Raw genomic sequence first — 23,488 nt, forward strand, 5'->3', positions numbered from 1 at the left:
GCCAGAGGGGCTCTTCAGGACCTCACCTCCTGTGAAGCGGCTTGGGCCCGGAACACAGCCTCTCCCGCCACCCACACGCCAGCCACGTCCTGTGCAGTGCCCAGGGTGAAGAGGGCAGCCAGGGCCCGCTCGGGCGTGGCGGCGTGGCGCCACGCGATGTCGAGGGGAGTGCCCTCCGGGGGACGCAGATAGACAGCGTCAAAGGCTTTGCCCACGCTGAAGTCTCCGGTGAGTTCGTGCAGGTCGAGCGCCTGGGCACCCGCGCGGGTGGCGAGGTACAGGAGCCTCTCGGGGCCCAGGGGCACCCCCGCCGCGCCGAGGAGCTGCTGCATGAAGTAGGCCTGGAGGCCTTCTTTGAGCATCGAGAAGCCGGTTCCACCCGCCACATCGGTGCCCAGCGCGACGTGTACGCCTGCTTCCAGGTGGCGGCGCAGCGGAAACAGGCCGCTTCCCAGAGCCGCATTGCTGCACGGGCAGTGCGCGACCGCGCAGCGGTGAGCGGCCATGGCCGCCAGCTCGCGGCCTGTGGGGTGGACGTTATGGGCGAGCACGCTGCGGCGGCCAATGAGCCCAGCACGTTCGTAGGGGTCGAGGTAGTCGCGGGCGCTGGGGAACAGTGCCAACACCGTCTCGACCTCGCGCGGATTCTCGTTGATATGGCTGGTCAGGCGCACCCCCTCAAACTCGCCCATCAGCGCCCCGCAGGCGTCGAGGAGGCCCTCGCTGGCCGAGAGGGCAAAGCGCGGCGTAACCGCATAGAGGATTCGGCCCACACCGTGCCAGCGCTCGATCAGGGCCTTGCCCTCGGCATAGGCGTGCTCGGGCGTGGTGTGCAGTTCGGGTCGCAGCAAACGGTCAGCGACGACCTGCCCGGCCACCACCCGCAGGCCTGTCCGGGCAGCCTCCTCAAAAAACACGTCCATCGCGCAGGCGTAGTGACTGCCAAACACAAGCGCAGTGGTTGTGCCGTTCGCAGCCAGCGCGGACAGGAACTCGCGGGCGACCGCGCGGGCGTAGGCCGGGTCAGAGAGCCGCGCCTCCTCGGGCAGCGTATTCTGGTCGAGCCATTCGAGCAGCTCCATGCCCAGGCCGCCCAGCACCCGCACCTGCGGGTAGTGCACGTGGGTATCGATGAAGCCGGGCAGCAGGATGCCGCCGCGCAGGTCGACCACCTCGGCACGGGGCTGGAGCACTCGCACCTCGGCATAGGAACCGCTGGCGAGAATGCGGCCCTCTTCGACGAGCAGGGCTCCGTCCTCCTGAACCCGCAAGGCGTCCGGGGTGCTGAAGGGGTTTTCGGGCGTGTGCATGAAGGTGGCGCGGTAGAGCGTCATGGGGTCCTCTGAGGGGCGGGAGAGAAGGCGGCGGACTCGAGCACCTGCCCAAGCTGCGCGGCCACACTGAGGGCGATGATGGCTGGGCTCTTGCCGCGCAGGCCGGGGATACCGATGGGTGTGGTGATGCGCGCGAGGTCCGCCTCCGAGTGACCCAGAGCCCGAAGCTGCTCGCGGAAGCGCGCCCACTTCACCCGCGACCCGATCAGCCCGATAAAGCCCAGGTCAGAGCGGCGCAGGGCAGCGTCACACAGGGCAGCGTCCTCGGCGTGGTCGTGGGTCAGGATGACGATGTGGCTGCCAGCGGGCAGCTCGGCCAGCGCGAGCTCGGGAATGGGCGCGTGCTGGACGTGCAGGCGAGCGGCTCCCGTACCCAGCTCGGCCAGGCGCTCGGGAGCAAGCAGCGCCGCCCGCGAGTCAATCAGATGCAGGTTCACCTCCAAGCGCGCGAGAAGATGCGCGAGTTCAAACCCTACGTGTCCCACGCCGAAAAGCGCAAGGTGCGGGCGGACTGTTCGCAGGGGCTCCAGCAGGAGGGTCACCTCCCCACCGCAGCACTGGCGACCGTACTCGTTCGCGGCGCGGTCGGTGAGACGCAGGGTGAGCAGCTCGGGTGCGTTTGCCCCGCAAGCGAGCAGGGCGCGGGCACGCTCGACGGCGGTCGCCTCCAGATTGCCGCCGCCCACGCTGCTCCAGGTAGCGGTGCGGCTCACAACCATCTTGGCCCCCGCCTCCCGCGGGGCGTGGCCGCGTACCGCCGCGACGGTGACGAGAACGCCCGCCTCTCCCCTTTCCGTCAGCGCCTGCACGGCGTCCAGCCAGGTCACGTCAGCCCCGCCACTTGCGTTCGGGCCGCGTTCTGACGGGCCGCAGCGAGCGCCCAGAACACCGCCTCGGGCGTGGCTGGGCTGGGAAGTTCCGTCGTGCGCCCCTCCGGCCCAAAGGCCGCCGCCGCCTGCCGCAGCGCCTCGCGCACGCTGATGGCCAGCATCAGTGGCGGCTCGCCCACTGCCTTGGAGCCGTACACCACGCCGCTCTCTGTGGCCCGTTCGAGCAGGGCCACGTTGAAGACTTCGGGCATCTCCGAAAGGCTCGGCAGCTTGTAGGTGCTCGCCGCCTGGGTGGCGAGGCGACCGCGTTGGGGGCCCGGCGAGGTGTCCCAGCGCAGGTCTTCGAGGGTCAGCCAGCCCGCGCCCTGCACAAAGCCGCCCTCCACCTGCCCCAGGTCGATCAGGGGCGAAAGGCTATCACCCACGTCGTGCAGGATGTCCACCCGGCGCAGGCGGTAAGCCCCGGTGAAGCCGTCCACCTCCACCTCGCTCACAGAAGCCCCGTAGGCGAAATACTTGAAGGGCTCGCCCTGCATCCGCTCGCGGTCCCAGTGCAGGCCGGGGGTGCGGTAGTAGCCCGCCGCCCACAGTTGCGTTCGGGCATGGTAGGCGTCATGGACGAGCTGCGCAAAGCTCATTCCCCGCTCGGGGTGGCCCAGGGGAAAGACCCAGCCCTTTTCGAAACGCACGTCCTGCGGATGAACGTATACGCCAAAGCGCCCCGCCGCCACCGCGGCAAGCCGCGCCTTGATCTGCTCGCAGGCGTCCTTGATCGCCCCACCGTTGAGGTCAGCTCCGCTTGAGGCCGCCGTTGCCGAGGTGTTGGGCACCTTGTCGGTCCGGGTGGGCGCCAGCCGCACGCAGCTCAGGGGCACGCCCAGCGCCGTCGCGGCCACCTGGAGCATCTTGGTGTGCAGCCCCTGGCCCATCTCGGTGCCGCCGTGGTTGATCAGCACCGAACCATCCTTGTACACGTGGACGAGGGCCCCCGCCTGGTTGTAGGCCGTGAAATTAAAGGAGATGCCGAACTTGACCGGCGTGATCGCCAGACCCCGCTTGACGTGCGGGTGCGCAGCGTTAAAGGCCCGCACCTCCGCCTGCCGCGCGGCAAAGTCAGAGGTCTGCAGCAGCCTGTCCCACACCTCGTGCAGGCGCTCGGCGTGACGCACCGGCTGGCCGTAGGGGGTGCTCTCGCCGGGCTGGTAGAAGTTGCGGCGGCGCAGCTCGTGGGGTTCGAGGCCGAGCAGCGGCGCGCAGCGGCCCAGGATATCCTCGATCACCAGCATGCCCTGCGGCCCGCCGAAGCCGCGAAAGGCGGTTTGTGAGGTCTTGTTCGTCTTGGCGATTTGCCCGTGCACCTCGACGTGCGGAATGTGGTAGGCGTTGTCGATGTGGCACAGGGCGCGGGCCATCACCGGCTCGGAGAGGTCAAGGCTCCAGCCGCCATCGGAGGTGAGGGTCGCCTGGAGGGCGAGCAGCCGGCCACTCGCGTCGAAACCCACCTTCCAGCGGGCGTGGAAGGGGTGGCGCTTGCCGGTCAGGGTGATGTCCTGAGTGCGGCTGAGGCGCAGGCGGACCGGGCGGCCCGTGAGCACCGCACCGAGGGCCGCCACCGCCGCGTAGCCGTGCGGCTGCATCTCCTTGCCACCAAAGCCGCCCCCCATCCGCAGGCACTGCACCGTGACCTCGTGGCTGGCGCGCCCCAGCACGTGGGCCACGATCTCTTGCGTCTCCGTGGGGTGCTGGGTGGAGCTGTGGACGAACACCTGTCCCCCCTCGTCCACGTAGGCGAGCGCCGCGTTCGTCTCCAGGTAGAAGTGCTCCTGGCCGCCCATCTCGAATTCGCCCTCAAAGAGATGGGCCGCTTCTGCAAAGCCTAGAGTCACGTCACCGCGGCGCAGGGTGGACGAGTGGCCCTGGAAGGATTGGGCGGCGATGGCCTCCTGCACCGTCACGATGGCGGGAAGGGCTTCATACTCCACCTCGATCGCCAGGGCGCCCAACCGCGCGGCCTCCAGCGTCTCGGCCAGCACCCAGCAGACCGCGTGACCGTGGTACATCACCTCGGTCGGGAAAAGGGGCTCGTCGTGCTTGACTCCCGCGTCGTTCACACCGGGCACGTCCCCTGCGGTGAGCACGCGAACGACGCCCGGCACCGCGAGGGCGGGCGCCACGTTCAGACGGGTCACACGAGCATGGGCGTGGGGTGCCTGAAGCGGCCAGGCGTGCAGCACGTCTTTGAAGCGCCCGGTGAGGTCGTCGGTGTAGAGGGCCTGCCCCGTCACGTGCAGCTCGGCACTCTCGTGCGGCAGGGGCTCGCCCACCGCACCGACCGGAGGACGTTCATGCAGGCTGGCCGCTGTGTGGTTGGTCATAGGGTCACCTCCTGGGCTGCTCCCTCGAAGAAGAATTTCAGGAGCGTCTGTTCCAGCATCGCCGCGCGGTAGGCTGCCGAGGCGCGGTGGTCGTCGAGGGGGGTCCCCTCGCCGCGCAAAAGGCGGGCAGCCTCACGCACCGCCTTTTCGTTCCAGGGCTGGCCGGTCAGGGCCTCCTCGGTGGCACGGGCGCGCAGCGGCGTCGCTGCCACGCCGCCCAGCCCGATCCGGACGGAGCGCACCACGTCGCCCTCGAGGTCCAGCGCGATGGCGACCGCCACGCTGGAAATGTCGTCAAAGCGGCGCTTGGCGATCTTGTAGAATCCCGTGAGGGGCGCGAGGGGCCGCGGAATCCGAACGGCGCGGATCAGTTCATCCGGGCGGCGCTGCGTCTGGCGGTAGCCGGTGAAGTAGCCTTCGAGGGGCACCTCACGCTCACCCGCCGCCGAGGCCAGCACCACCCGTGCCCCCAGCGCGAGAAGCACGGGGGCGCTGTCCCCGATCGGGCTGGCCGTGCCCAGGTTGCCGCCCAGGGTGGCGCTGTTCCGAATCAGGCGCGAGGCGAAGAGGGGGAAAAGTTCGCCAAGCAGAGGAATTTGCCCTGCCAGCCGCCGCTCGAGCTCCGAGAGAGGAAGAGCCGCCCCGATCTCCACATGGTCGTCCCGCCAGGTCAGGGTTTGCAGCTCGGGCAGCCGGTCGATGGCGATGGTGACGCGCGCGCGGCTGTGGCGAAGATTCACCTCCACGCCCCAGTCCGTACCGCCCGCGAGGAGCAGCGCACCGGGGAAGGCAGCGAGCAGGTCCAGCGCTCCGGCGAGCGTGGTGGGGCGGTAGAACTCGCCGTCAGGCGTCGTCAGATGGGTGGCCTGTGGGGAGGGCGCGGGCTCCTTGCGGCGCTGGGCGAAGGGGTCATGCTCAGCCACGCCGCCCAGGGCATTTGCCGCGTCCGCAATCGGGCGGTAGCCGGTGCAGCGGCACAGGTTGCCGCTCAGGGCGTGAAGGTCAAACTCCCCCGCGGGCCGGTCCTCGCGGTAGTACTCCGCGGCCATGCTGATCACGAAGCCGGGGGTGCAGTAACCGCACTGCGAGCCGCCGCGGAACGCCAGTTCGCGCTGAACCGGGTGCAGGGCGCCGGGTGCCCCCAGCCCCTCGGCGGTGATGACCTCCTGGCCGTTCAGGGTGGCGAGGAGCACGAGGCAGGCGTTCACCGCCGTCAGGCGCGTCCCGCCGTCTTCCGTAGGGCGGGCGAGCAAGACTGCACACGCGCCGCATTCGCCTTCGGCACAGCCCTCCTTGCAGCCGGTCAGGCCCTGATCGCGCAGCCAGTTGAGCAGTGTCAGGTGGGGGCGCACGTCACGGGCCTGCCGCGGCACGCCGTTTACGGTGAGGGTGATGCTGTCCATATCGTCTCCTTTGCGGCGGGGGCGGCTGATCACCCCACACACCGAACGGAAAGCGGTCCGTCCCGCGTCCCCACACCCGACCGTATGGGTCAGGCGCATGGTTGACGCACGAGGCGGACCGCTGGTTATCCATGCAGAACAGTGGTCTGGATTGTTGTTGGGTGAATGGTAGCCCCAAAGTTGTCCCTTGACAAGTAGGGCGCCGTGGTTTAGGGGCCAAGTTCTAGCTGCCGCGGTAGGTGGCGTAGGACCAGGGGGTCATCACCAGCGGCACGTGGTAGTGCCCGGAGGCGTCCCCCACCGTAAAGCGCAGCGTGACCAGGTCCAGAAAGGGAACGCTGGGGGCGGCCTCAAAGCCTTCGAAGTAGGGGGCGACGTGGAACACCAGCTCATAGGTCCCCGGGTGCAGGCTCCCGCGCTCGATGAGGGGTGTGTCGGTGCGCCCGTCGCGGTTCGTCACCGCCTCGGTCAGCTTGCGGCGTTCTGCGCCGTCCACGGCATAGAGCTCCACCCGGACTCCCTGGGCGGGGCGGCCCCGGGCTGTATCGAGCACGTGTGTCGTGAGGCCCGCATGCCCGCTCATCCGGCGCGCTCCACCCAGGCTTCCATCAGGCCGTAGGGCTCGGGGTCGACGTGGAAGATCTCCAGGTTGTTGGAGAGGCCGAAGCGCTCCAGGTTGTACTGCAGGTGATGCTTGTTGGGCATTTGCAGCCAGATGCGCGAGATCTCGGGGCAGCGGGTGAGGACCGCCTGACCCATCCGGAACAGGGTGTTTTGGAGGCTGGGCGAGTAGTGGTCGGTGAAGGTCTCTTGGAGCTGACGGTAGACCCGCTGCCACACCGCGTCGTAGTCCGCCTGACTTTCGTTATATTCCCACCTCGCCGTCACAAAGGTGGCCATCAAGCGCTCGTGCGTCTCGGGCAGGGTGGTGAAGCGCTCATTCAAGAGGTAGTTCGCCCAGCCGCTTTCGGTGGTCTTGAGGACGTAGAGGTTTTCCAGGCCCGAGGTGACCCGAAAGGTCTGCCCGTCTTCACTCTCCACCCGGCCCGTGCGCCTGGGCATCTGGCGCACAAAGGCGTGGTTGTGACCCTCGCCGCCGACCTGGAGACGTTCCCAGAGGTACTCGGTGAACTCCATGAAGCCGCCCGTCACCTTGGGTCCAGTCCGCACGAAGTGGGCGATCAGCTCCTTGCCGAACTCCTCAGGGCTGCTCCCAAACCCTTCCTTGGCCAGGCCGTAGATGGTGTTGCGTACGGTGTCGGTGGCGATCAGGTCGGTGTTGTCTCCCCGAGTATGGGCCGCGTCGAAGTCGCCCGTCATCGCCACCCGTACCTGGAGCTCGCGGACCTCATGACGCGGGGTGTCCCGCCTTACCTTCATCAGGTTGACTTCGGCTTTTCCGTAGTTGTTCGCGCCGAGACGGGCGCTGACCGTGGGCTGGGTCTGCGTCATATTCCTGCTCCTTATGCCTCCTGGCGCACCAGGTCGAGAACTCTGAGCCGTGCGATCTTGCCGATTTCCCGCAGGGCGGTTTCCCGCTCTGCTGACGGGCTGTTTTGAAGGCGCGAGGCTGCCCCACGCAGGATGGTGTCCTTGGTGTTCTCGCGCACGCAGACGACAAACGGCATACCAAACTTGGCGTGGTAGGCCGCGTTGATGCGGTGAAACTCGGCGTATTCCTCGTCGGAAAGGCGGTCTAGACCAGCAGAGGCCTGCTCGGCGGCAGATTCGGCGGTGACTTCTCCGGCCCGAGCGGCCTTACCGGCGAGGTCGGGGTGAGCGCGAATCAGCGCGAGCTGCTCTGCGGGCGTGTCCTCTAGGACAACCTGGGCAAAGGCCGCGGCGAGTGCCTCCACGCTCCCGAAGGGACGCCTTGCGCCCACCCGCTCGGCGTAGCGCGGGCTGTGTTCCAGCACGCTGCCAAAGTGGCGCACGAAGTCCTTGAGGGAGAGGGCATTCACCTCGGCCAGGGTGAGTGGGCGATTCAATGGATGTCCCCCAGTTCTGGAGCGTGGGCCGCCACATCAGCGGTGGACGAGCGGCGTTCGCTGCCGGTGCTGACGATGTTGAAGAGGATATTCAGCACGGTGGCAGACAGAGCGGCGGCAGTGATGCCGCTTTCCAAAAAGAGGCCGGCCCAGCTCGGCAGCTTCTCGTAGAGGGTGGGCACGGTGGCCGGAATCACCCCCAGGGCGATGCTGACCGCCACGATGGTGAGGTTGCGGGTGTCGGCCATGTTCACGCGGGAGAGGATCTGAATTCCGGCCGCAGCCACCGTGCCGAAGAGAACCAGCCCCGCCCCGCCCAGCACCGGCAGCGGAATGGAGGCCACCAGTGCCCCCAACTTGGGAAAGAAGCCCAACAGGAGCAGAATGACACCCGCAGTGGCCACCACGAAGCGGCTCTTCACCCCAGTAAAGCGCACCAGACCGACGTTTTGCGCAAAGGCCGTGAAGGGGAACACGTTGAACACGCCACCCAGCGCGGTCGAGAGGCCGTCGGCCCGCAGGCCATCCGCGACGACCTGAGCAGTCACGGGCCGCTCCGTGATTTCGCCGATGGCAAGCAGGTCGGCCGTCGTTTCGACCATCACGACCAGCATGACCAGGACCATGGACAGGATGGGAACCAGGAGGAAGGTGGGCGTCCCGAAAAAGAAGGGCGGCGTGAAGCCCACGGCGGCAGCAGTTCCTACGGTGGCAAAGGACGCCTGACCAAACAGCGCCGCGGCGGCAGTGCCGAACACCAGGCCCAGCAGCACCGCGATACGGCCCCAAAAGCCCCTAGAAAAGCGGGTGACCAGCAGCACGAACAGCAGGGTCAGCGCCGCCAGGCCCAGGTTGACCGGGGCACCAAAGGTCTCGGCCGCCGGATTGCCGCCCCCCGCCCAACGGATCGCGACCGGCATCAGCGACACGCCGATCACGGTGATGACCGTTCCGGCGACCACCGGCGGAAAGAAGCGCAGCAGGCGAGAAAAAAAGGGGGCGACGATCACGGTGAAGATCCCCGCCGCGATCACCGAGCCGTAGATGGCGGGCAGACCGTACTGCTGACCGATCAGGATCATGCTCGCGAGCGCCGCGAACGTCGTGCCCTGCACGATGGGTAACCGCGCTCCAAAGCCGGGGAAGCCGATGGTCTGGATCAGGGTGGCGACGCCGCACATAAAGAAGCTGGCGTTGACGATCCGCACAATTTGATCCGGCTGAAGGCCAATGGCCGAGGCCAGCACCAAGGGCACCGCGATGATCCCGGCGTACATGCTCAGCACATGCTGGAGGCCAAAAGCGACCATCCGCCCCGGGGGCAGCACTTCGTCAACGGGGTGGGGGGAGGACCCAACAGGCACGGTTCCTCGGGGCATGCTGACCTCCTGAGAGGGGTGGCGCGGCTTGTGCACGCCAGAGAGACGGGGCGGTCAATGCGGCCAACGGTCCAACTCCTTCGACTTCTATGTATTTGAGTGGACCCATCGTAGGAAGCAGCACGCTTTCTGTCAAGCTGTGAAGATGTTTTTTATCTTGTAAAAAGAGTAGAGAACGGCCCACCGGCAGCGGGCGGAGCCCTTCCCACCGTGCTACGCTCAGGCCGCTTCCCCACGACCACCATGCCTTCTTCCAAGACTCCCGACTTCCTGAAGCGTATTCGCCGTGACTGGGCGCAGGTCGCTCCTGGCCTGGACATCCATCCCATGCTGCTGATGGTCACCCTCAGCCGCCTGCATTCCGCTCTCAGCCGGCAGATCGAGCGCACCCACCTGCCGTCGGGCATCAATGCCGCGAGTTGGGACCTGCTGGTCACGCTCTACCGCTCGGCACCGCCGCCGGGCCTCACCCCCAAGCAGCTCACCGAACTCACGGCCATCACCGGCCCCTCCATGACCAACCGCATTGACCGCCTGCTGGCCAAAGGGCTGGTCGAGCGGCAGGCCTGCCCCGACGACCGCCGTTCCTTTCGAGTGCGGCTCACTGCGGCGGGCCGTACCCTCGTCGAGGCTCTCCTGACCCCGCACCTCGCGAACGAACGGCATATCCTGTCGGTCCTGACGCCCGAAGAAACGCAGGAGCTCGAGCGCCTCGCTCTCAAGCTGCTGGTCCATCTAGAGAGCGCCGCTTTTCGGGAAGTTGCCCCTGCGAGGACGGATTTCAGATAAGTTGCCGCGCCACCTACTCGCGTGGCCCCTCCACTTCCGCCTTCCATTGCGTCAGGTTGAGTTCTTGCTTGCGTTCAGCGAGCAACTGCTCGAAGACCGACAGAACCTGTGAGGCGTCGTCCTGAAGGAAGGACGGGTCGTCGAGCATGCTGGAAGGGCGAGGAGCAGACCCTGGGCGAGTCAACTCGGGCAGCACATCAAGCGCGATCGAGACAACCCGGGGATCAAACTGGGCGCCGGCCTGCCTCTGCAGTTCCCGCAAAGCCTCCTCGTGCGTCCAGGCGCGCTTGTAGGGTCGAGTTTGGGTCAGGGCGTCATAGACGTCCGCGACCGCCACAATCCGCCCGCTGAGGGGAATCGTCTCACCCTGAAGGCCCTGCGGGTACCCCTGGCCGTCCCAACGCTCGTGGTGCGTGAGGGCAATCTCCTCGGCGAGCCGCAGCAGCTCCGAGCGCCCCCCCGAAAGGATGCGGGCACCTATCAGGGTATGCCGCTGCATCTGTGCGTACTCTTCCGCATTCAGCCTACCCGGCTTGAGCAGGATGCTGTCGGGAATTCCGATCTTGCCGACGTCGTGGAGGCGGGCCGCGATCCCCAGCGTGCTCGCCTGTTGTTCTGACCAGCCCAGCGCCCGTGCGATCTGTGCGGCAATCCGGCCCACACGCCGGGTGTGCTCGCCCGTGCTGTCGTCGCGGTACTCCGCCGCGATCGCCAGGCGAGTCACCACCTCGTGCTGTGCGCGGGCCAGCTCTTCGGTGCGCTCCCGCACCTGCATCTCCGCCGCATGCCGGGCCTCCTGTTCCACTTCGGTCCGCATGCGGTACACGTCCGCGTCGTGCCGCGCCCGTTCCACCTCAAACTGAATGGTCAGGTTGCGGGTCTGCCGGTCGCGTTCGGTATGGAAGAGCTCGCGTTCGATCTGACGCAGCGCCTCGCTGTGGTGAAGCGCCTCCAGGTACTGCCCTTCCCGCTTAAAGAGGGTCGCCAGCGCTTCGTGAGCGGCGGCCGCCTCTTTGGGAAACTCCGAATGAACCGCCAGGTCGAGGGTCGTCTGCAACTCCCGCAGGGCGTTGGGGACTTGTCCCCTCTTGAGGTACAGGCGGCCCAGGTGCAGCCGGGCATTGAGCTCTCCCTGGGTGGAACCGATCGCCAGGGCGATACTCAGGGCCTCCTGGTGCATCGCACAGGCCTGTTCGGGCTGGCCGATCTGTTCGTGCAGCGAGCCCAGGGTATCGAGGGCCTGGAGCTCACCGACCTGATACCCGAGGTCGCGGCTGAGCTCTAGGGCTTGTTCGATGTAGTTCTGCGCTCGGTCGTATTTTTTGGCTTCGAGACAAAATCCACCCAGGTTCAGGAGAACCGTCGCCAGGACATATTTGTTCGCCCCGGCCAGAGCGACCCGGTGGGCCGATTCGAGCACCTGAATGGCGAGCTCGTTGTCCCCGCTCAGATGGTGGACGGTGGCCAAATTATGCAGGATGGAGGCTTCGGTGTTGGCGTCCTGGGGTTGGGTCTGGTACAGCCGGTAAGCGTTGGACAGGGTGCGAACGGCTTCCCCATACTGTCCAAACCACATCTGAACATGGCCGATATTGATCAAGCACTGCACCTGCCCCGTGACATCGCCTTCCTGTTGCCAGAGGCGAAGCGCGCGGTGCAGCAGGTGCAGGGCCTCTCCCGCCTGCCCCTGCTGGTGCAGGGCACCGGCAAGGTGGTTGAGGGCCGTCGCCTGCACCGTTCGCGCCCGGGAGGTGGCCAGGGGTTCTGTGCGCGCGATGGCAGCTTGCAGGACATGCTGGGCCTTCTCAAACTGGCCCAGGTTCAGGTAGACCTTTCCGGTGAAGCACTCGGCTTCGGCCTGACCCAGTTCGTCTTTGAGGCCGCCGTAGAGGCTGGCCGCGAGCTGCAGTTCTTGGAGGGCGGCGGGCAGCTCAGAACAGGCGAGAAGCGCGCGTCCGAGAAGAAGCGCGGTGCTCGCCTGATGGTAGGGAGAGTCGCCCTCCCGAACGAGGGCCCAACAACTCCGTGCCAGTGACGCGGCCTGGGCGGGATCTGCCTTAAGGGTTTCGTGGATGGCCTGCTGCAGCGCTTCGATGCGGGCCATAGGGGTCGCCCCTGGCAGAGGACAATCAGGCCGAGGGTGGTCAGCAGTCACGGCACGTGTCGCATTCAGTTCTGAAGGACGTTCTCCAGGAACGCCGCCAGATCAAGACGGCCCTTACTTCCCAACATACCCTTGTAGGCGTCGTTGGCACTGTTGCTGTAGACATCAAACGCACTGTCCGCCATCCTAGCGGTGACCTCGGCACGGGCCAAGCTCTGCTTCTGCCCGAGGGCCAGGGCCAACCCACCCGCCACCATCGGGGCCGCCATCGAGGTGCCGCTCCAAGCCGCCATCCGGCCGTCCGGTGCGGGGGCGTACACGTTCTCGCCGGGAGCGACGATCTCCAGCGTGCTCGCGTAGTTCGAGAAGCTGGATTTCGCGTCCGACAGGTCGACACTCCCTACGCTGAGGAAGTACGCTCCGCTGCCCGCCTGGGTGGCGTTCGCCGCCGGGTACGTGATTCGGTTGAGGTTGCTGTTGCCCGCCGAAGCCGTCACCAGGACGCCTTGGGCCGTGACCTTGTCGATGGCGTTCTGAATGAGTTGGGAATTCTCGGTGGTGCCCAGGCTGAGGTTGATGACCTGTGCCCCCTTCTCGGCTGCCCACTCGATGGCCCGCGCGACCATCAGGGCGTCGCCAGAGCCGTCGGGCCCGAGGACACGCAGCGGCATGATTTTGGCCCCCGGGGCGATCTGCAGGACGATGCCGGCCACATTCGTGCCGTGTCCGTAGCCGCCCTGACCGGCCGTGCCCTCCTCCTGCGGGCTCGCGTCGCCGCTGTAGAAGTCACGCCAGGTCGAGGGATCGGAGAGCGCCCCCTGGAACGCCGGGTGTTGCAGGTCGATCCCCGTGTCGATGACCGCCACCGTCACGCCCGCGCCGAGGTTCGGGGCGAGACGCTGGGCTTGGGCGAGGTTGATCTTCTCCCAGAGGGCGGCGTTTTCGGGCAATGACGACTGGGCTCCCCCGGCCCAGATGCCAATAACACCCCCGGCCCAGATGCCAATGACCCCGTTCATCTTCGCGGTCATCTTGCCGCCACCACTGATGACGTCCCTGTTGGCTTCGACATGAACCTTGCGGCCACCGAGGGCCTGCAGGGCCGAGAGGGGCTTCAGACTGCCGTTCAGGCCGAGCAGGGCGGTGCAGCCCCCGCTCGCCCCAGCGGAGCAGGCGGTGTCCCCTTCGATGACTTCGCCGCCGACGGCCTGGGCAAGCGCCTGCGGGGTTTCACCGGCGCGCAGGCTGACGGTGGCCACGTAGTCGTAGCGGGGGGTGACCTGATTCCCCTGGGACGGAAGCCCGGAAGGGGTGGTGGTTGAGCACGCGCTGAGAAGCGTGAGTGTCAACAGCCCAAGGGTGGTCCATGCACGACGTCGCATACCTATCCTCCTTATTGTCCTGCTGTGGTGTCACAGAAATCTTACAGGAAATTTTTCACCTGTCCATCATCTTCCTAAGGAAGGTGGAAGGTAGCGCCCCCAACAGGAACCGGGAGAACCTAAGCGGACTCCCCCCACCCCAACCGCGCCGAGACCTGACCCGCCGCCCGCCCCATCCGTTCGGCCACGGCCCCGATCTGCTCGCGGGTCAGGCGGGAGGTGGGCGCAGAGACGCTGAGGGAGGCGACGACCTGGCCCGACTGGTCCCGCACGGGCACGGCCACGCAGCGCACCCCCAGTTCGCGTTCCTCGTCGTCCAGGCTGTAGCCCTGCTCGCGTACCCGCGCCAGTTCCTCCAGCAGGGCCGGGAGGGTGGTGAGGGTACGGGGCGTATAGGCCGTGAAGGGGCCTTCACCGAGTTTCTGGCGAGCTTCCTCCTCGGGTCGCCAGGCGAGCAGCACCTTGCCCACCCCCGAGGCGTGAAGCGGCGCACTCTCGCCGAGCTGCGCGAACATCCGCACGAGTTGTCGCCCCTCCACCTGATGGACATAGACGGCCTCGTCGCCATACAGCACGGCGAGGTTGACCGTCTCGTTCAGCTCGGCCACCAGGGCGTCCATCTCGGGTTGGGCCGCCGCCATCAGGCTGTTGCGTTCCGCAAAGGCCAGACCCACCTGATAGGCCCGCAGCCCCACGCTGAACATCCCGGTCTGCTCCTCCCACTCGACAAAGCCCTGTTGCCGCAGGGTCTCGAGCAGGCGGTAGGTCGTGCTCACCGACAGTCCGACCTGCCGCGCGAGCTGGCTGAGGGGGGCGCGGCGCAGGTCCTTGAGCGCGAGCAGGACGGTCAGCCCGCGCTCCAGGGTGCGGACGCTGCTCGTTTCGCCGCTGCGGGCGCGGCCGGGTTTGTGGCGTGCGGGCGTGGTCATCTCAGAAGAGGGTAGCGCGCTCGCCTGGGGCCTGTCCCCTGGACCGGCCTCAAGCGAGTTCCCGGTAGGCGGGCAGGGTCAGGAACTCGGCGAGCGGCGAGCGGGTGGCAATGTCCCTAAAGAGCTGTCCGGCATGGGCATAGTCAGGACCCAGCTTGCCCAGCTCTTCGCCAAAGAGCTGCTCGAGCAGCTCGGGGGTGAGGGTGCGGCCATCCTCCAGCCGCACGCGGTGGTGCAGCCACTGCCAGAGCTGGGCGCGGCTGATCTCGGCGGTCGCCGCGTCTTCCATCAGGTTGTGAATGGGCACCGCGCCGCGGCCCTGAAGCCAGGCTGCCAGGTACTGCACGCCGACACTGATGTTTGTCCGCACGCCCGCCTCGGTCACGGCCCCCTCGGGCGGGGTGAGCAGGTCTGCCGCCGTCACCTTCAGGTCTGCCTGCTTGCCCGAGTCGATCTGGTTCGGAGCAGGCATCAGCTCGTCAAAGACCTCGGTGGCCAGCCCCACCATGCCGGGGTGCGCGACCCAGGTCCCGTCGTGGCCGTTGGTCGCCTCGCGTTCCTTGTCGGCGCGGACCTGGGCGAAGGCGCGTGCGTTGGCCTCGGGGTCGTTCTTCACCGGAATAAAGGCACTCATGCCGCCGATCGCCGGAGCGCCGCGCTTGTGGGCGGTCTGGATGGCGAGCTTGGAGTAGTTCGCCATCATCGGGACCGCCATCGTGACCTGGGCGCGGTCGGGCAGAATCTTGTCGGCGTGATTGCGGAACTTCTTGATGTAGCTGAAGATGTAGTCCCAGCGCCCGCTGTTTAGCCCCGCCGAGTGCTCGCGCAGCTCGTAGAGGATCTCGTCCATCTCGAAGGCCGCGAGGATCGTCTCGATCAGGACCGTGGCGCGAATGGTGCCGCGCGCCGCGCCCAGGGTGTCTTCGGCAAAGGTAAACACATCGTTCCACCAGCGCGCCTCGAGGTGGCTTTCCAGCTTGGGCAGGTAGAAGTAGGTGCCCGTGCCTTGCCGGAGGCGCTCCGGCAGATTGTGGAAGGCGTACAGCCCGAAGTCAAAGAGCGCACCGCTCAGCGTCTCGCCGTCCACCGTCACGTGCTTTTCCGGAAGATGCAGGCCGCGCGGACGCACGAGCAGCATCGCCACCCTGTCGTTCAGGCGGTACTGCTTGCCGCCCTGCTCGAGGTGGATGGTGCCGCGCACAGCGTCGCGCAGGTTGATCTGCCCCTCCACCATGTTCGCCCAGGTGGGGCTGCTGGCGTCCTCGAAGTCGGCCATGAACATGCGCGCGCCGCTGTTGAGCGCGTTGATGATCATTTTGCGGTCGACCGGGCCGGTGATCTCCACCCGGCGGTCCTGAAGGTCTGCGGGAAGCGGCGCGATCTTCCAGCTTCCGGCACGAATATGGGCCGTCTCGGGCAGGAAGTCGGGCAGCTCTCCCGCGTCCAGCCGCTCCTGCCGCTCCTCCCGCGCGGCGAGCAGCTCCCGTCGCCGGGCGTCGAAGCGCCGGTGCAGCTCAGCCACAAAAGCCAAGGCCTCGGGCGTCAGAATCTCGGCGTACGCCTCCTCAACGGGCGCACTCAGCGTCATGCCAGCGGGGAGTTGCAGGGTCTGGGTCACGGGAAACCTCCTGGGGAACGAGGACAAAGGTGAATTTCATCAGGTGAAGCTGATTTCCAGTCTACCGGAGCCGGGCCAGGAGAGAAGCGGGGGCAGCGTCTCTGTGTGAGTAACGCCGCAATCCATCGTCCCCCGGCAGTCGCTGCCGGGAAGCGGTCCTGCCGGAACCCCACAGAAACCAGTGGGGCTCCTCTTGAGCTTCTGGCGTGTGCTGCGGTTGCGCCAGAAAGGAACGTGCCGGGCTTTCCTACGTCTGGAGAACCCCCCGACCTTCACTCCTCAGCAGGGCGATCAGCCGCAGCAACCCGCGCCCCTACTCTCGCTTGCGTGTGAGGGTCATCCCGCGGCCTCCAGGTCGTACAGGCCCGCGCCGAAATGAGCCCATTTGCCCACACCAAGCTGCTCACCGGAGCGCAGCAGGGAGGCGAAGGGTGTGAAATCACCCCGGTACTCCACGGTGCCCACCAGGCCCTCCATATTCGTTTTCTGCTGTGGGCGGCTGCCCTTGCGGAGTTGCGAGACAAGGCGGAGGTCCTGCCGGACGGTTTCCACGTCACGGGCCAGCAGCGGCAGCCGCGTGAAGTCGGCCCCCCGGCTGGTCGCGCCACCATGAATCTGCTCCAGGTTGCCCATCCGCCGCTGCAAGGCTCTGAGCAGGACGGGAAAATGGAGGTGTCCCGCCATCTGCCCGCCCGCCTTGATGTGCAGCGGCGAACGCAGATGCAGACGCAGTCTTTCCCCCAGGACGGGCGGCAATTCCCCGGCCCGCAGCAGGAGGGGCGAGAGGTTTACCCCCACGTCTGCGCCCCGCAGCAGCGTGACCTCCTCTCCCGTATAAGGCTGCACGCTCCGCACCTCCTCCAGTTCTAGCCGCCCCCGCGTGCGCCCCAGCCCCTCCCGGCCCACTTCGCGCAGGGCTGCCAGCAGGTACGGCAGTTGCGTGACCGCATGGCCCACCACCACCAGCCCGAAAGTCAGCGTCTCCCCCGCGTCCAGCCACTGTTCCTCGCCGTACGCCACCCGGAAAATGATGGGGCGCGGCGGCGTGCCCAGCGACGACACTTGCATTCCCTCCGGCAGCCGGGGCGCATAGCTCAGGCCGTAGGGGCAGATGGTCTGGAGGGGGCACCCCTGACACGTCTCGCGCTGCGGCTGTGTACAGGCCAGCCGGTAGAGCGCCCGCCCGAACGCACCCTCCAGCTTGGAGCCGGGAAAGGGCGGCAGATGCACCGGTTCCAGCGCCCGCAGGGTCACGCGCAGGACGGCGAAGGAGAGGTCAAGGGGGAGCATGGGGGGAGTCTAGAGGGGGAGGGCGTCACTGGGAGACGATGTTGCCTGGCAGAAATGTGGACACCCGAAGAACAGAGGTCCGGTAGGGTGAGGAGAATTCATCTCTCGCTTGCCGTCACCTTGTGACGCTTCTGCTCGCAACAATTGCTCTGGAGGTTTCCCATGCCAAGTATCCTCTCGCCCCCCTCGACGCTCGGCCTGCGCTGGACGGATTACCCGCTGATGGACGCGGCGCTGGCGGGTCTGTGCGTCTTTTCCGGTATCCGTGACGCGGAGCAAGGCCCTGCCCTGCTCACGCCAGAGCATTTGCAGGCGTTCCAGAAATGGGCCGAGGACGCGTATTTCACACCCGAGTTGTCCGGCTGGATCGCGGTGGTCTTCACCAGCAACTTCATCAACTACTCTTTTACACCTGAAAAAAGGCGGGAAGTCCTACGCGAGATTCTAAGCAGCTACCAGCGTCCCAACCTCCTTCCCGAACGCTGCGCCATCTTCCCTGAATTGCAGGCGCAACAGCGCGTGGCCCGCGACCTGATGCCGATGCTGATGGGGCGCGGCCCCATGAATTTCTACCCTGATGGACAGCCGGGGTTGCCGCTGAGCGGGCAGGCGATTACCGCGCTGCAAGGGCTGGCGCTGGCGGCTCCACTGGTAAGCGGGCGGGCATTGATTCTGGATGCGGACGACAAGCAGTTGCTGCTGGACGTGGTGCAGGAATGGCAAGGCCCCTGGCTGGGGCGCATCTCACTTTCCAGGCCAGGGGACGACAAGAAACCCATCTGGGCCGCCGCCCGCACGCGCCTGATGGAAGCCATCCGCGACGTGCTGGGCAAGCAGCCGCGTGTCAAGGATTCGTTCAAGTTGCCGTTCATGGGCGGCGCAACCATCTACCACCTCAGCAACAGTGGGCAGGGGCCGGATGCCGCCATCTACACGCTGGAGCAGCCCGCCCTGCGCTTTATGGAACGGGCGCGGCAGAATTACCCGGAAGCCTGGCAGCCGCTGATGGCGTCCAAGCGGTATGAGGCCGACAAGAGCAAAGACCAGAATTTCGGCTTTCGCAACGAATTGGACGAGGCCCTTTTCTCCCTGCCTGATGAAGCCGCCTCCTTTCTGCGCCGCTACCTGTTGCCGCCGTTCAAGCAGGCGTTGAAGGCAACTCAGGCCGAGGCCAGGAGGGGCAAAACCACCAAAAAACCCCCCAAAGACGCCCCTCCGCCGATTCCTCTGGCGGGCCTGTGGGGCATTACCAAATTGTTTCTGATGGAGGTTGTCGGCATGGAAAAAGCCCGCGTGGAGGCGATTGAGGCACTGGGACAACGCCTCGGCAAGTGGATTGTGGAGGAGAACGACAAGCGACTGTTCCGCGAGTTGTACGGGGCGCGTGGCGCTGGTCCACTGCGGCACGTGCTGCTCAAGGCGACTCTGGAGAAATCCATAGATGATGCGAAAAAGGGAAATCCTGAGCGCGACCTCATCATTACAAAGGACGAGTACCTGCGGATTTTCACGGAGGCCGATGAGGTGACCCGCGCTGATTTCACGCTGGCCCGTGACCTGCTCAAGATGCGGGTGGTTCAGTATCTCCATGATGCCCGGTTCTTTGAGGAGAACAAGGACGACCCCGAACTTCAAAACACCGAACTTCCCAGCGAAGAAGGAGAATAATAATGGCTTTCCTGAGCGGCTTTCTTCTGATTGACGCACCCGCTTCCGCGCTGAACAATGCCAAAGACGCACAGGACGCGCAGTACGACAATGAGGTGGGGGTGAAGCTCATCCGGGTGGGGCGAGACAGTTACCCCTATGTATCAGCGCAGGCGTTCCGCTACTGGCTGCGCGACACGTTGAGCCAGAACCCCGACTGGCTGGCCCACACCGCGCCCGTGTTCCGTGAGGCGAAGGTGGCCTATACCGACGCGAACCCCATCAAATACTGGGATGACGACCTGTTCGGCTACATGCGGGCCGAGGGGAAGAAGAGCAGCGCGAAGGACAGCCGTACAGGCGACGCGGGCCGGGCCAGCGCCACCGAAACCGTGCAGAGCATCACCCGCACCTCGCCCTTTCGCGTCGGGACGCTCGTTTCCCTCGCGCCCACCAGCATCGTCAAGGACTTCGGCACCATGAGCCGCACCGGGCCGAACATGCAGGAAGGCGATCCGGTGCCGCACTCTCACCAGTTCTACCGCGCCGTGTTTAAGGGGCAACTCAGCCTTGACCTGGGCCGCGTCGGGCTGTTCACCTACACGGGCAAGGCGGGCAATCAGAACCTAGACGACGTGCGCCGTGGACAGGCGGCTGCCGAGGGGCTGGAGCATCTGCCGGAGCAAAAGGTCTACCGCCTGAGCCGTGAACAACGCATCCAGCGCATTGCCCCCTTGATTCGCGCTCTGGCGGAACTGCGCGGCGGCGCGAAACAGGCGCTCCACTACACCGACGTGACACCCGCCGCCGTGCTGTTGGTGGTCACGAAGGGCGGCAACAATCCCTTGCAGTACGTCGTGGGTGCGAGCGAACAGGGCCAGCCCCGCGTGAACGTGGACGCGCTGAAGGAGACGGTGCGGGCGTGGCGCGATACGTTCCTCAGCCCGGTGTATGTCGGCTGGACCGCGGGCTTTCACGATACCGAGCGCGAAAAGCTCCGGACGGCGCTGGAAGAGCTGAGGGCGGAGGGCGTGGACTTCGTGCTGGAGCATCCCCGGACGGTGCTGGGCCGCGTGGCGGACGACCTAAGCGGCGACGCTGGCACACAATGGTTGGACTGATCCTATGCGAGTCCTGAAAGTTGAACTGGAGGGGGTGACGACCTCCTTCCGCTACCCCCACATCCTGATTGGGCGGCAGCCGAGCTACCCGCTTCCGCCGCCCGCTACCATCTATGGGCACATTGCCAGCACACTGGGCGAGTACCCGGCACCGGACAGCTTCCGCTTTGCCTACACCTTCACACATCAAGGCAGTGTGGACGATTACGAACACACCTGGTTGATCGAACGCGATGGACGCAAGGCGAAAAAGGGCCAGCCTGAGCCGAACATCGTGGCGGGCCTGAGCCCCACCGTCCGCGAGATGCTGTTTCGGCCGCGCCTGACACTGTATCTGGACAGGCCCGACTGGTACAACGCCTTTCGCACCCCCGCTTTTCCCGTGTTGCTGGGGCGTTCGCAGGATTTAGCAGCGTACACGCGGGTAGAAATCGTGGAGTTGGAGGAGCGCACGGCGGGTTACTTCGACCACACGTTGCTGCCGTTCGACCCCTGGCGGCCCCGCGTGGGGCTGGGGCACGGGCTGCTCATGCCGCGCCATGTTGACCCACAAGACCGCCAGCGCGTGACCTGGGCGCGGTATGTGGCGCTGACGAATCGGGCTTTTCTGCCTCTTCCGGGCGAGTCAGGGCGGGAGCCGCAGCTTGTTCGCGGCATGCCGCAGGACTTCCGCGTCTGGGTTGACCCTGGCACCGAGGAACGCCGGGGCCGTCAGCGGGCGCTGGAATGGCTCAGCGTGAATCCGGGGGAGGGTGAGGCGCTGCATGTTCCAGCCTGACCCGTCCATTGCTCACATTCTCGCCAAGAGTCTGAAGACGGCGGAAGACGGTACGGTCACGCAGGAACTGGAAACGCTCGATCAGCACACGCGGCACGTGGTGGAGCGTCTGGCCGGTCTGATGCGCCGCGCTCCGCGTATCGCCCAAATCGCGGGCCGGGACGACTTCTGGCATATTGCCTTCTGGGCCGCCGTCATTCACGATTTCGGCAAGGCGGCGACGGGGTTTCAGTCCATGCTCACGAGCGGCGAACGCTTCGGGCACCGACATGAGGTGCTGTCCCTCGCCTTCCTTCCCGACGTGGCGGACGAGAACACGCGGCAGGCCATCACGCTGGGCGTGGTGTCACACCACCGGGACAGCAAGGTTATCCTCGACCAGTACATTCTGGCGAGCAGCCAGGAGGCCAACCCCGACCAACTGGAACAGCTTCTTTCCCAACTGCGCGAAGAAGATGTCCACCTCCTGCGAAACTGGCTCCAGACCGTGCCCGAGGCGTGGCGCACGGAGCTGGGATTTGACGCGGCTGGCGCGGGAGAAAGGCGGGCGGGCGAACCGGAAGACCTCGCGAAACTGCTGGACGAGAGCCTGTGGTTCTACACCCATTTCAGCCATGTCCGGGAAGGTGGCCTGACCGCAGCCGATTATCCCTGGGCCATCCTCCTGCGCGGCCTGATTCAGCAGGCGGACCGCCTCGCCAGCGCCCAGGCCCCGGTGCCGCAGCCCTACGTGATGCCGGACATGGACACACTGAAGGCCGTCAAGAAGTTCGAGGATTTCCGCGACCATCAGAAAGCAGCGGCGCGGGCGGGCCACCTGATCCTGGTCGCACCTACGGGCAGCGGGAAAACGGAGGCTGCCCTGCTGTGGGCCTGGGCGCAGCAGCAGGAGCTTGGGCCGTGCCGGGTGACGTATGGCTTGCCGTATCAGGCCAGCCTGAATGCCATGCGAGAGCGGCTGGCCGAGGACTTGAGCACCGAAGTCGCCATCCTGCACGGACGGGCGCTCCAGGTGCTCTTCCAATCGGCCCTGGCAGGCAGGCAGGAGGGGGACACGCTGGCCGACCTCACCCGCGAAGCGCGGCGCGTCAACGACCACGCCCGCCTGCACGGCCCCGCCGTCGCGGTGGTCACGCCCTACCAACTTCTGCGGGCCGCTTACCGGCTCCCCGGCTATGAAACAGTGATTGCCAGTGTCGCGGGCAGCGCCCTGATTCTGGACGAGATTCACGCCTACGAGCCGCGCCGTCTGGGGATGTTCATGGCGCTGCTGGAAGACCTCGTGACCCGCTGGGGTGTGCGGGCCTGCGTGATCACGGCGACCATGCCGGGGTGGTTGCGCGGAAAACTGGAACGCTTGCTGAACGTAGGAACCCTCAGCGCCCCGCGTGAAATTGCGCTGCAAAATTGCCGTCACCGCCTGGAACTGCGTGAGAGCAGCATGGAAGACCCCATCGTGCTGGACGACATCGCCGCCCGTGTGAAGGCGGGTGGGAGCGTGCTGGTGGCTGTGAATACGGTCCGGAAGGCGCAGTGGGTCATGGGCGAATTGCAAAAGCGTCTGGGGCCGGAGCAGGTGCGCCTTCTTCACAGCCGCCTGAACGGGCGAGGTCGCCGCAGGGTGGAAGATGAGGTTTTGAAGGCCCTCAAGGCGGGAATGGACGGTCAGCCTCTCGCCGTCGTCGCCACGCAGGTCATCGAAGTCTCGCTGGATTTGGACTTTGACGGCATCGTGACCGAACCCGCCCCGCTGGAAGCCCTCATTCAGCGGTTCGGGCGGGTGAACCGCCGGGGGAAGAAGGGCGAAAAAGTGTTGTTGGAAGGCCATGAAGTGTGCGTCGTCCCCGTCACTGTCCTGACCCAGCCCGCCAGCGGACAGTACGTCTACGAGGACACGCTGGTTGAGCGCACGCTGGAAGCCCTGCGCGAGTGTGCGGCAGCGGGCGGCCTGCTCCACGACGACCTCCTAAGCGGCTGGCTGGAGCGCATCTACGCGGGCGACTATCTGGCCGAGTTGCAGCGGCAGTATGACCAGGGCGCCCGCGAAGTCTCCTGCTTCATGCGCGACCTCAAGCCGTTTTGCAGTAACGCCGACCTGCGTCAGAACTTTGAAAACTTATTCGACGGTGTGGAAGTCCTGCCACAGCAATTTTACGATCAGTACGTGACTGAGAAGGAGGTTTCTCCCATTCAGGCGCGCTCCCTGCTGGTGTCCATGAGCGCGCAGCAAAAGGGCCGTTTCGGGCAGCATGTCCGCTGGGACGACAAGTTGAAGCTGTGGATAGCAGATCTGCCTTACGACGACACTCTGGGGCTGCTCCTGCAAAAGCCGCAGGAAAAGCCGAGGAACAGTGACGAGTGGGGAGAATTCTGAAGGTCATCCAGTGACGCATTCCCCTGCCACACTGCCCGCATGGGTGAAGCTCCGCGCTTCCCGCTGTCCGATGAGCCGTACACCCACTGGGCAGACAGCGACGCGAGTATGCGCCCTACGCCCGGCATGCGGTTCTTGCGGCGGTGC

Annotated in this window: 18 protein-coding genes; 5 read left to right on the forward strand and 13 right to left on the reverse strand. The window is 66.2% G+C overall.

The genetic code is table 11. From position 1 onward, the window contains the following. Nucleotides 1-14: 14 nt before the first annotated feature. The 8 genes from guaD to EI73_RS14465 form a co-directional block, all read right to left on the reverse strand. Nucleotides 15-1,334, reverse strand: coding sequence for a guanine deaminase (gene guaD, locus EI73_RS14430; protein WP_034388793.1), 1,320 nt, complete (start codon nt 1,332-1,334; stop codon nt 15-17). Further along, nucleotides 1,331-2,161, reverse strand: a complete 831-nt coding sequence (xdhC, locus tag EI73_RS14435) for a xanthine dehydrogenase accessory protein XdhC (RefSeq protein WP_034388795.1) — start codon at nt 2,159-2,161, stop codon at nt 1,331-1,333. The genes guaD and xdhC overlap by 4 nt, the downstream gene beginning before the upstream one ends. Beyond that, nucleotides 2,158-4,539 (reverse strand): xanthine dehydrogenase molybdopterin binding subunit, encoded by a 2,382-nt coding sequence (gene xdhB, locus EI73_RS14440; RefSeq protein WP_034388797.1) that lies wholly within the window; start codon nt 4,537-4,539, stop codon nt 2,158-2,160. Before xdhB ends, xdhC begins: the two co-directional genes overlap by 4 nt. Next, nucleotides 4,536-5,942 (reverse strand): xanthine dehydrogenase small subunit, encoded by a 1,407-nt coding sequence (locus EI73_RS14445; protein WP_034388798.1) that lies wholly within the window; start codon nt 5,940-5,942, stop codon nt 4,536-4,538. Before EI73_RS14445 ends, xdhB begins: the two co-directional genes overlap by 4 nt. A 223-nt stretch (nt 5,943-6,165) precedes the next feature. Beyond that, nucleotides 6,166-6,525 carry a hydroxyisourate hydrolase gene (uraH, locus tag EI73_RS14450; RefSeq protein ID WP_034388800.1) on the reverse strand — a complete coding sequence of 120 codons (360 nt, stop codon included), beginning with the start codon at nt 6,523-6,525 and terminating at the stop codon, nt 6,166-6,168. Beyond that, complete coding sequence (pucL, locus tag EI73_RS14455) at nt 6,522-7,394, reverse strand: factor-independent urate hydroxylase (protein WP_034388802.1); 873 nt, start codon at nt 7,392-7,394, stop codon at nt 6,522-6,524. Before pucL ends, uraH begins: the two co-directional genes overlap by 4 nt. An 11-nt stretch (nt 7,395-7,405) precedes the next feature. Beyond that, complete coding sequence (gene uraD / locus EI73_RS14460; RefSeq protein ID WP_034388804.1) at nt 7,406-7,930, reverse strand: 2-oxo-4-hydroxy-4-carboxy-5-ureidoimidazoline decarboxylase; 525 nt, start codon at nt 7,928-7,930, stop codon at nt 7,406-7,408. Further along, nucleotides 7,927-9,309 carry a nucleobase:cation symporter-2 family protein gene (locus EI73_RS14465; protein ID WP_051935657.1) on the reverse strand — a complete coding sequence of 461 codons (1,383 nt, stop codon included), beginning with the start codon at nt 9,307-9,309 and terminating at the stop codon, nt 7,927-7,929. Before EI73_RS14465 ends, uraD begins: the two co-directional genes overlap by 4 nt. 243 nt (nt 9,310-9,552) lie before the next feature. Here EI73_RS14465 and EI73_RS14470 point away from each other — a divergent pair, with 243 nt between their 5' ends. Further along, nucleotides 9,553-10,098, forward strand: coding sequence for a MarR family winged helix-turn-helix transcriptional regulator (locus EI73_RS14470; RefSeq protein ID WP_034388806.1), 546 nt, complete (start codon nt 9,553-9,555; stop codon nt 10,096-10,098). Between the two features lie 13 nt (nt 10,099-10,111). Here EI73_RS14470 and EI73_RS16085 read toward each other — a convergent pair whose 3' ends face one another. From EI73_RS16085 to cas6, 5 genes are all read right to left on the reverse strand, one after another. Continuing rightward, nucleotides 10,112-12,202 (reverse strand): HD domain-containing phosphohydrolase, encoded by a 2,091-nt coding sequence (locus tag EI73_RS16085; RefSeq protein WP_081909110.1) that lies wholly within the window; start codon nt 12,200-12,202, stop codon nt 10,112-10,114. 65 nt (nt 12,203-12,267) lie between these two features. Beyond that, nucleotides 12,268-13,584, reverse strand: a complete 1,317-nt coding sequence (locus tag EI73_RS14480; protein WP_034388808.1) for a S8 family serine peptidase — start codon at nt 13,582-13,584, stop codon at nt 12,268-12,270. 119 nt (nt 13,585-13,703) lie between these two features. Continuing rightward, the gene (locus EI73_RS14485) at nt 13,704-14,513 is read right to left on the reverse strand and encodes an IclR family transcriptional regulator (protein ID WP_034388810.1); all 810 of its coding nucleotides are present in this window, start codon (nt 14,511-14,513) and stop codon (nt 13,704-13,706) included. A 49-nt stretch (nt 14,514-14,562) separates the two neighbouring features. Then, on the reverse strand, nt 14,563-16,101 hold the full coding sequence (aceB, locus tag EI73_RS14490) for a malate synthase A (protein WP_051935706.1): 1,539 nt from the start codon (nt 16,099-16,101) through the stop codon (nt 14,563-14,565). 366 nt (nt 16,102-16,467) lie between these two features. Further along, nucleotides 16,468-17,421 carry a CRISPR system precrRNA processing endoribonuclease RAMP protein Cas6 gene (gene cas6 / locus EI73_RS14495; protein WP_034388814.1) on the reverse strand — a complete coding sequence of 318 codons (954 nt, stop codon included), beginning with the start codon at nt 17,419-17,421 and terminating at the stop codon, nt 16,468-16,470. Between the two features lie 222 nt (nt 17,422-17,643). Here cas6 and EI73_RS14500 point away from each other — a divergent pair, with 222 nt between their 5' ends. From EI73_RS14500 to EI73_RS14515, 4 genes are read left to right on the forward strand one after another with little or no spacing between them, the layout of a single operon-like run. Continuing rightward, nucleotides 17,644-19,089 carry a hypothetical protein gene (locus EI73_RS14500; RefSeq protein ID WP_156103624.1) on the forward strand — a complete coding sequence of 482 codons (1,446 nt, stop codon included), beginning with the start codon at nt 17,644-17,646 and terminating at the stop codon, nt 19,087-19,089. A 2-nt stretch (nt 19,090-19,091) separates the two neighbouring features. Continuing rightward, nucleotides 19,092-20,189: a type I-B CRISPR-associated protein Cas7/Cst2/DevR gene (cas7i, locus tag EI73_RS14505; RefSeq protein WP_034388816.1), complete on the forward strand. Its 1,098-nt coding sequence runs from the start codon at nt 19,092-19,094 to the stop codon at nt 20,187-20,189. Nucleotides 20,190-20,193: 4 nt separating this feature from the next. After that, nucleotides 20,194-20,967: a type I-B CRISPR-associated protein Cas5b gene (cas5b, locus tag EI73_RS14510; RefSeq protein WP_051935658.1), complete on the forward strand. Its 774-nt coding sequence runs from the start codon at nt 20,194-20,196 to the stop codon at nt 20,965-20,967. After that, complete coding sequence (locus tag EI73_RS14515; RefSeq protein ID WP_034388817.1) at nt 20,954-23,341, forward strand: CRISPR-associated helicase/endonuclease Cas3; 2,388 nt, start codon at nt 20,954-20,956, stop codon at nt 23,339-23,341. The genes cas5b and EI73_RS14515 overlap by 14 nt, the downstream gene beginning before the upstream one ends. Nucleotides 23,342-23,488 lie beyond the last annotated feature (147 nt).

It is taken from the genome of Deinococcus sp. YIM 77859, assembly GCF_000745175.1.
GTDB lineage: Bacteria > Deinococcota > Deinococci > Deinococcales > Deinococcaceae > Deinococcus.

Coding starts and splice junctions, on each gene's coding strand:
- guaD (WP_034388793.1), bottom strand. CDS start 1,334: ATGACGCTCTACCGCGCCACCTTCATGCACACGCCCGAAAACCCCTTC.
- xdhB (WP_034388797.1), bottom strand. CDS start 4,539: ATGACCAACCACACAGCGGCCAGCCTGCATGAACGTCCTCCGGTCGGT.
- EI73_RS14445 (WP_034388798.1), bottom strand. CDS start 5,942: ATGGACAGCATCACCCTCACCGTAAACGGCGTGCCGCGGCAGGCCCGT.
- uraH (WP_034388800.1), bottom strand. CDS start 6,525: ATGAGCGGGCATGCGGGCCTCACGACACACGTGCTCGATACAGCCCGG.
- pucL (WP_034388802.1), bottom strand. CDS start 7,394: ATGACGCAGACCCAGCCCACGGTCAGCGCCCGTCTCGGCGCGAACAAC.
- EI73_RS14465 (WP_051935657.1), bottom strand. CDS start 9,309: ATGCCCCGAGGAACCGTGCCTGTTGGGTCCTCCCCCCACCCCGTTGAC.
- EI73_RS14470 (WP_034388806.1), top strand. CDS start 9,553: ATGCCTTCTTCCAAGACTCCCGACTTCCTGAAGCGTATTCGCCGTGAC.
- EI73_RS16085 (WP_081909110.1), bottom strand. CDS start 12,202: ATGGCCCGCATCGAAGCGCTGCAGCAGGCCATCCACGAAACCCTTAAG.
- EI73_RS14480 (WP_034388808.1), bottom strand. CDS start 13,584: ATGCGACGTCGTGCATGGACCACCCTTGGGCTGTTGACACTCACGCTT.
- EI73_RS14485 (WP_034388810.1), bottom strand. CDS start 14,513: ATGACCACGCCCGCACGCCACAAACCCGGCCGCGCCCGCAGCGGCGAA.
- aceB (WP_051935706.1), bottom strand. CDS start 16,101: ATGACGCTGAGTGCGCCCGTTGAGGAGGCGTACGCCGAGATTCTGACG.
- cas6 (WP_034388814.1), bottom strand. CDS start 17,421: ATGCTCCCCCTTGACCTCTCCTTCGCCGTCCTGCGCGTGACCCTGCGG.
- EI73_RS14500 (WP_156103624.1), top strand. CDS start 17,644: ATGGACGCGGCGCTGGCGGGTCTGTGCGTCTTTTCCGGTATCCGTGAC.
- cas7i (WP_034388816.1), top strand. CDS start 19,092: ATGGCTTTCCTGAGCGGCTTTCTTCTGATTGACGCACCCGCTTCCGCG.
- cas5b (WP_051935658.1), top strand. CDS start 20,194: ATGCGAGTCCTGAAAGTTGAACTGGAGGGGGTGACGACCTCCTTCCGC.
- EI73_RS14515 (WP_034388817.1), top strand. CDS start 20,954: ATGTTCCAGCCTGACCCGTCCATTGCTCACATTCTCGCCAAGAGTCTG.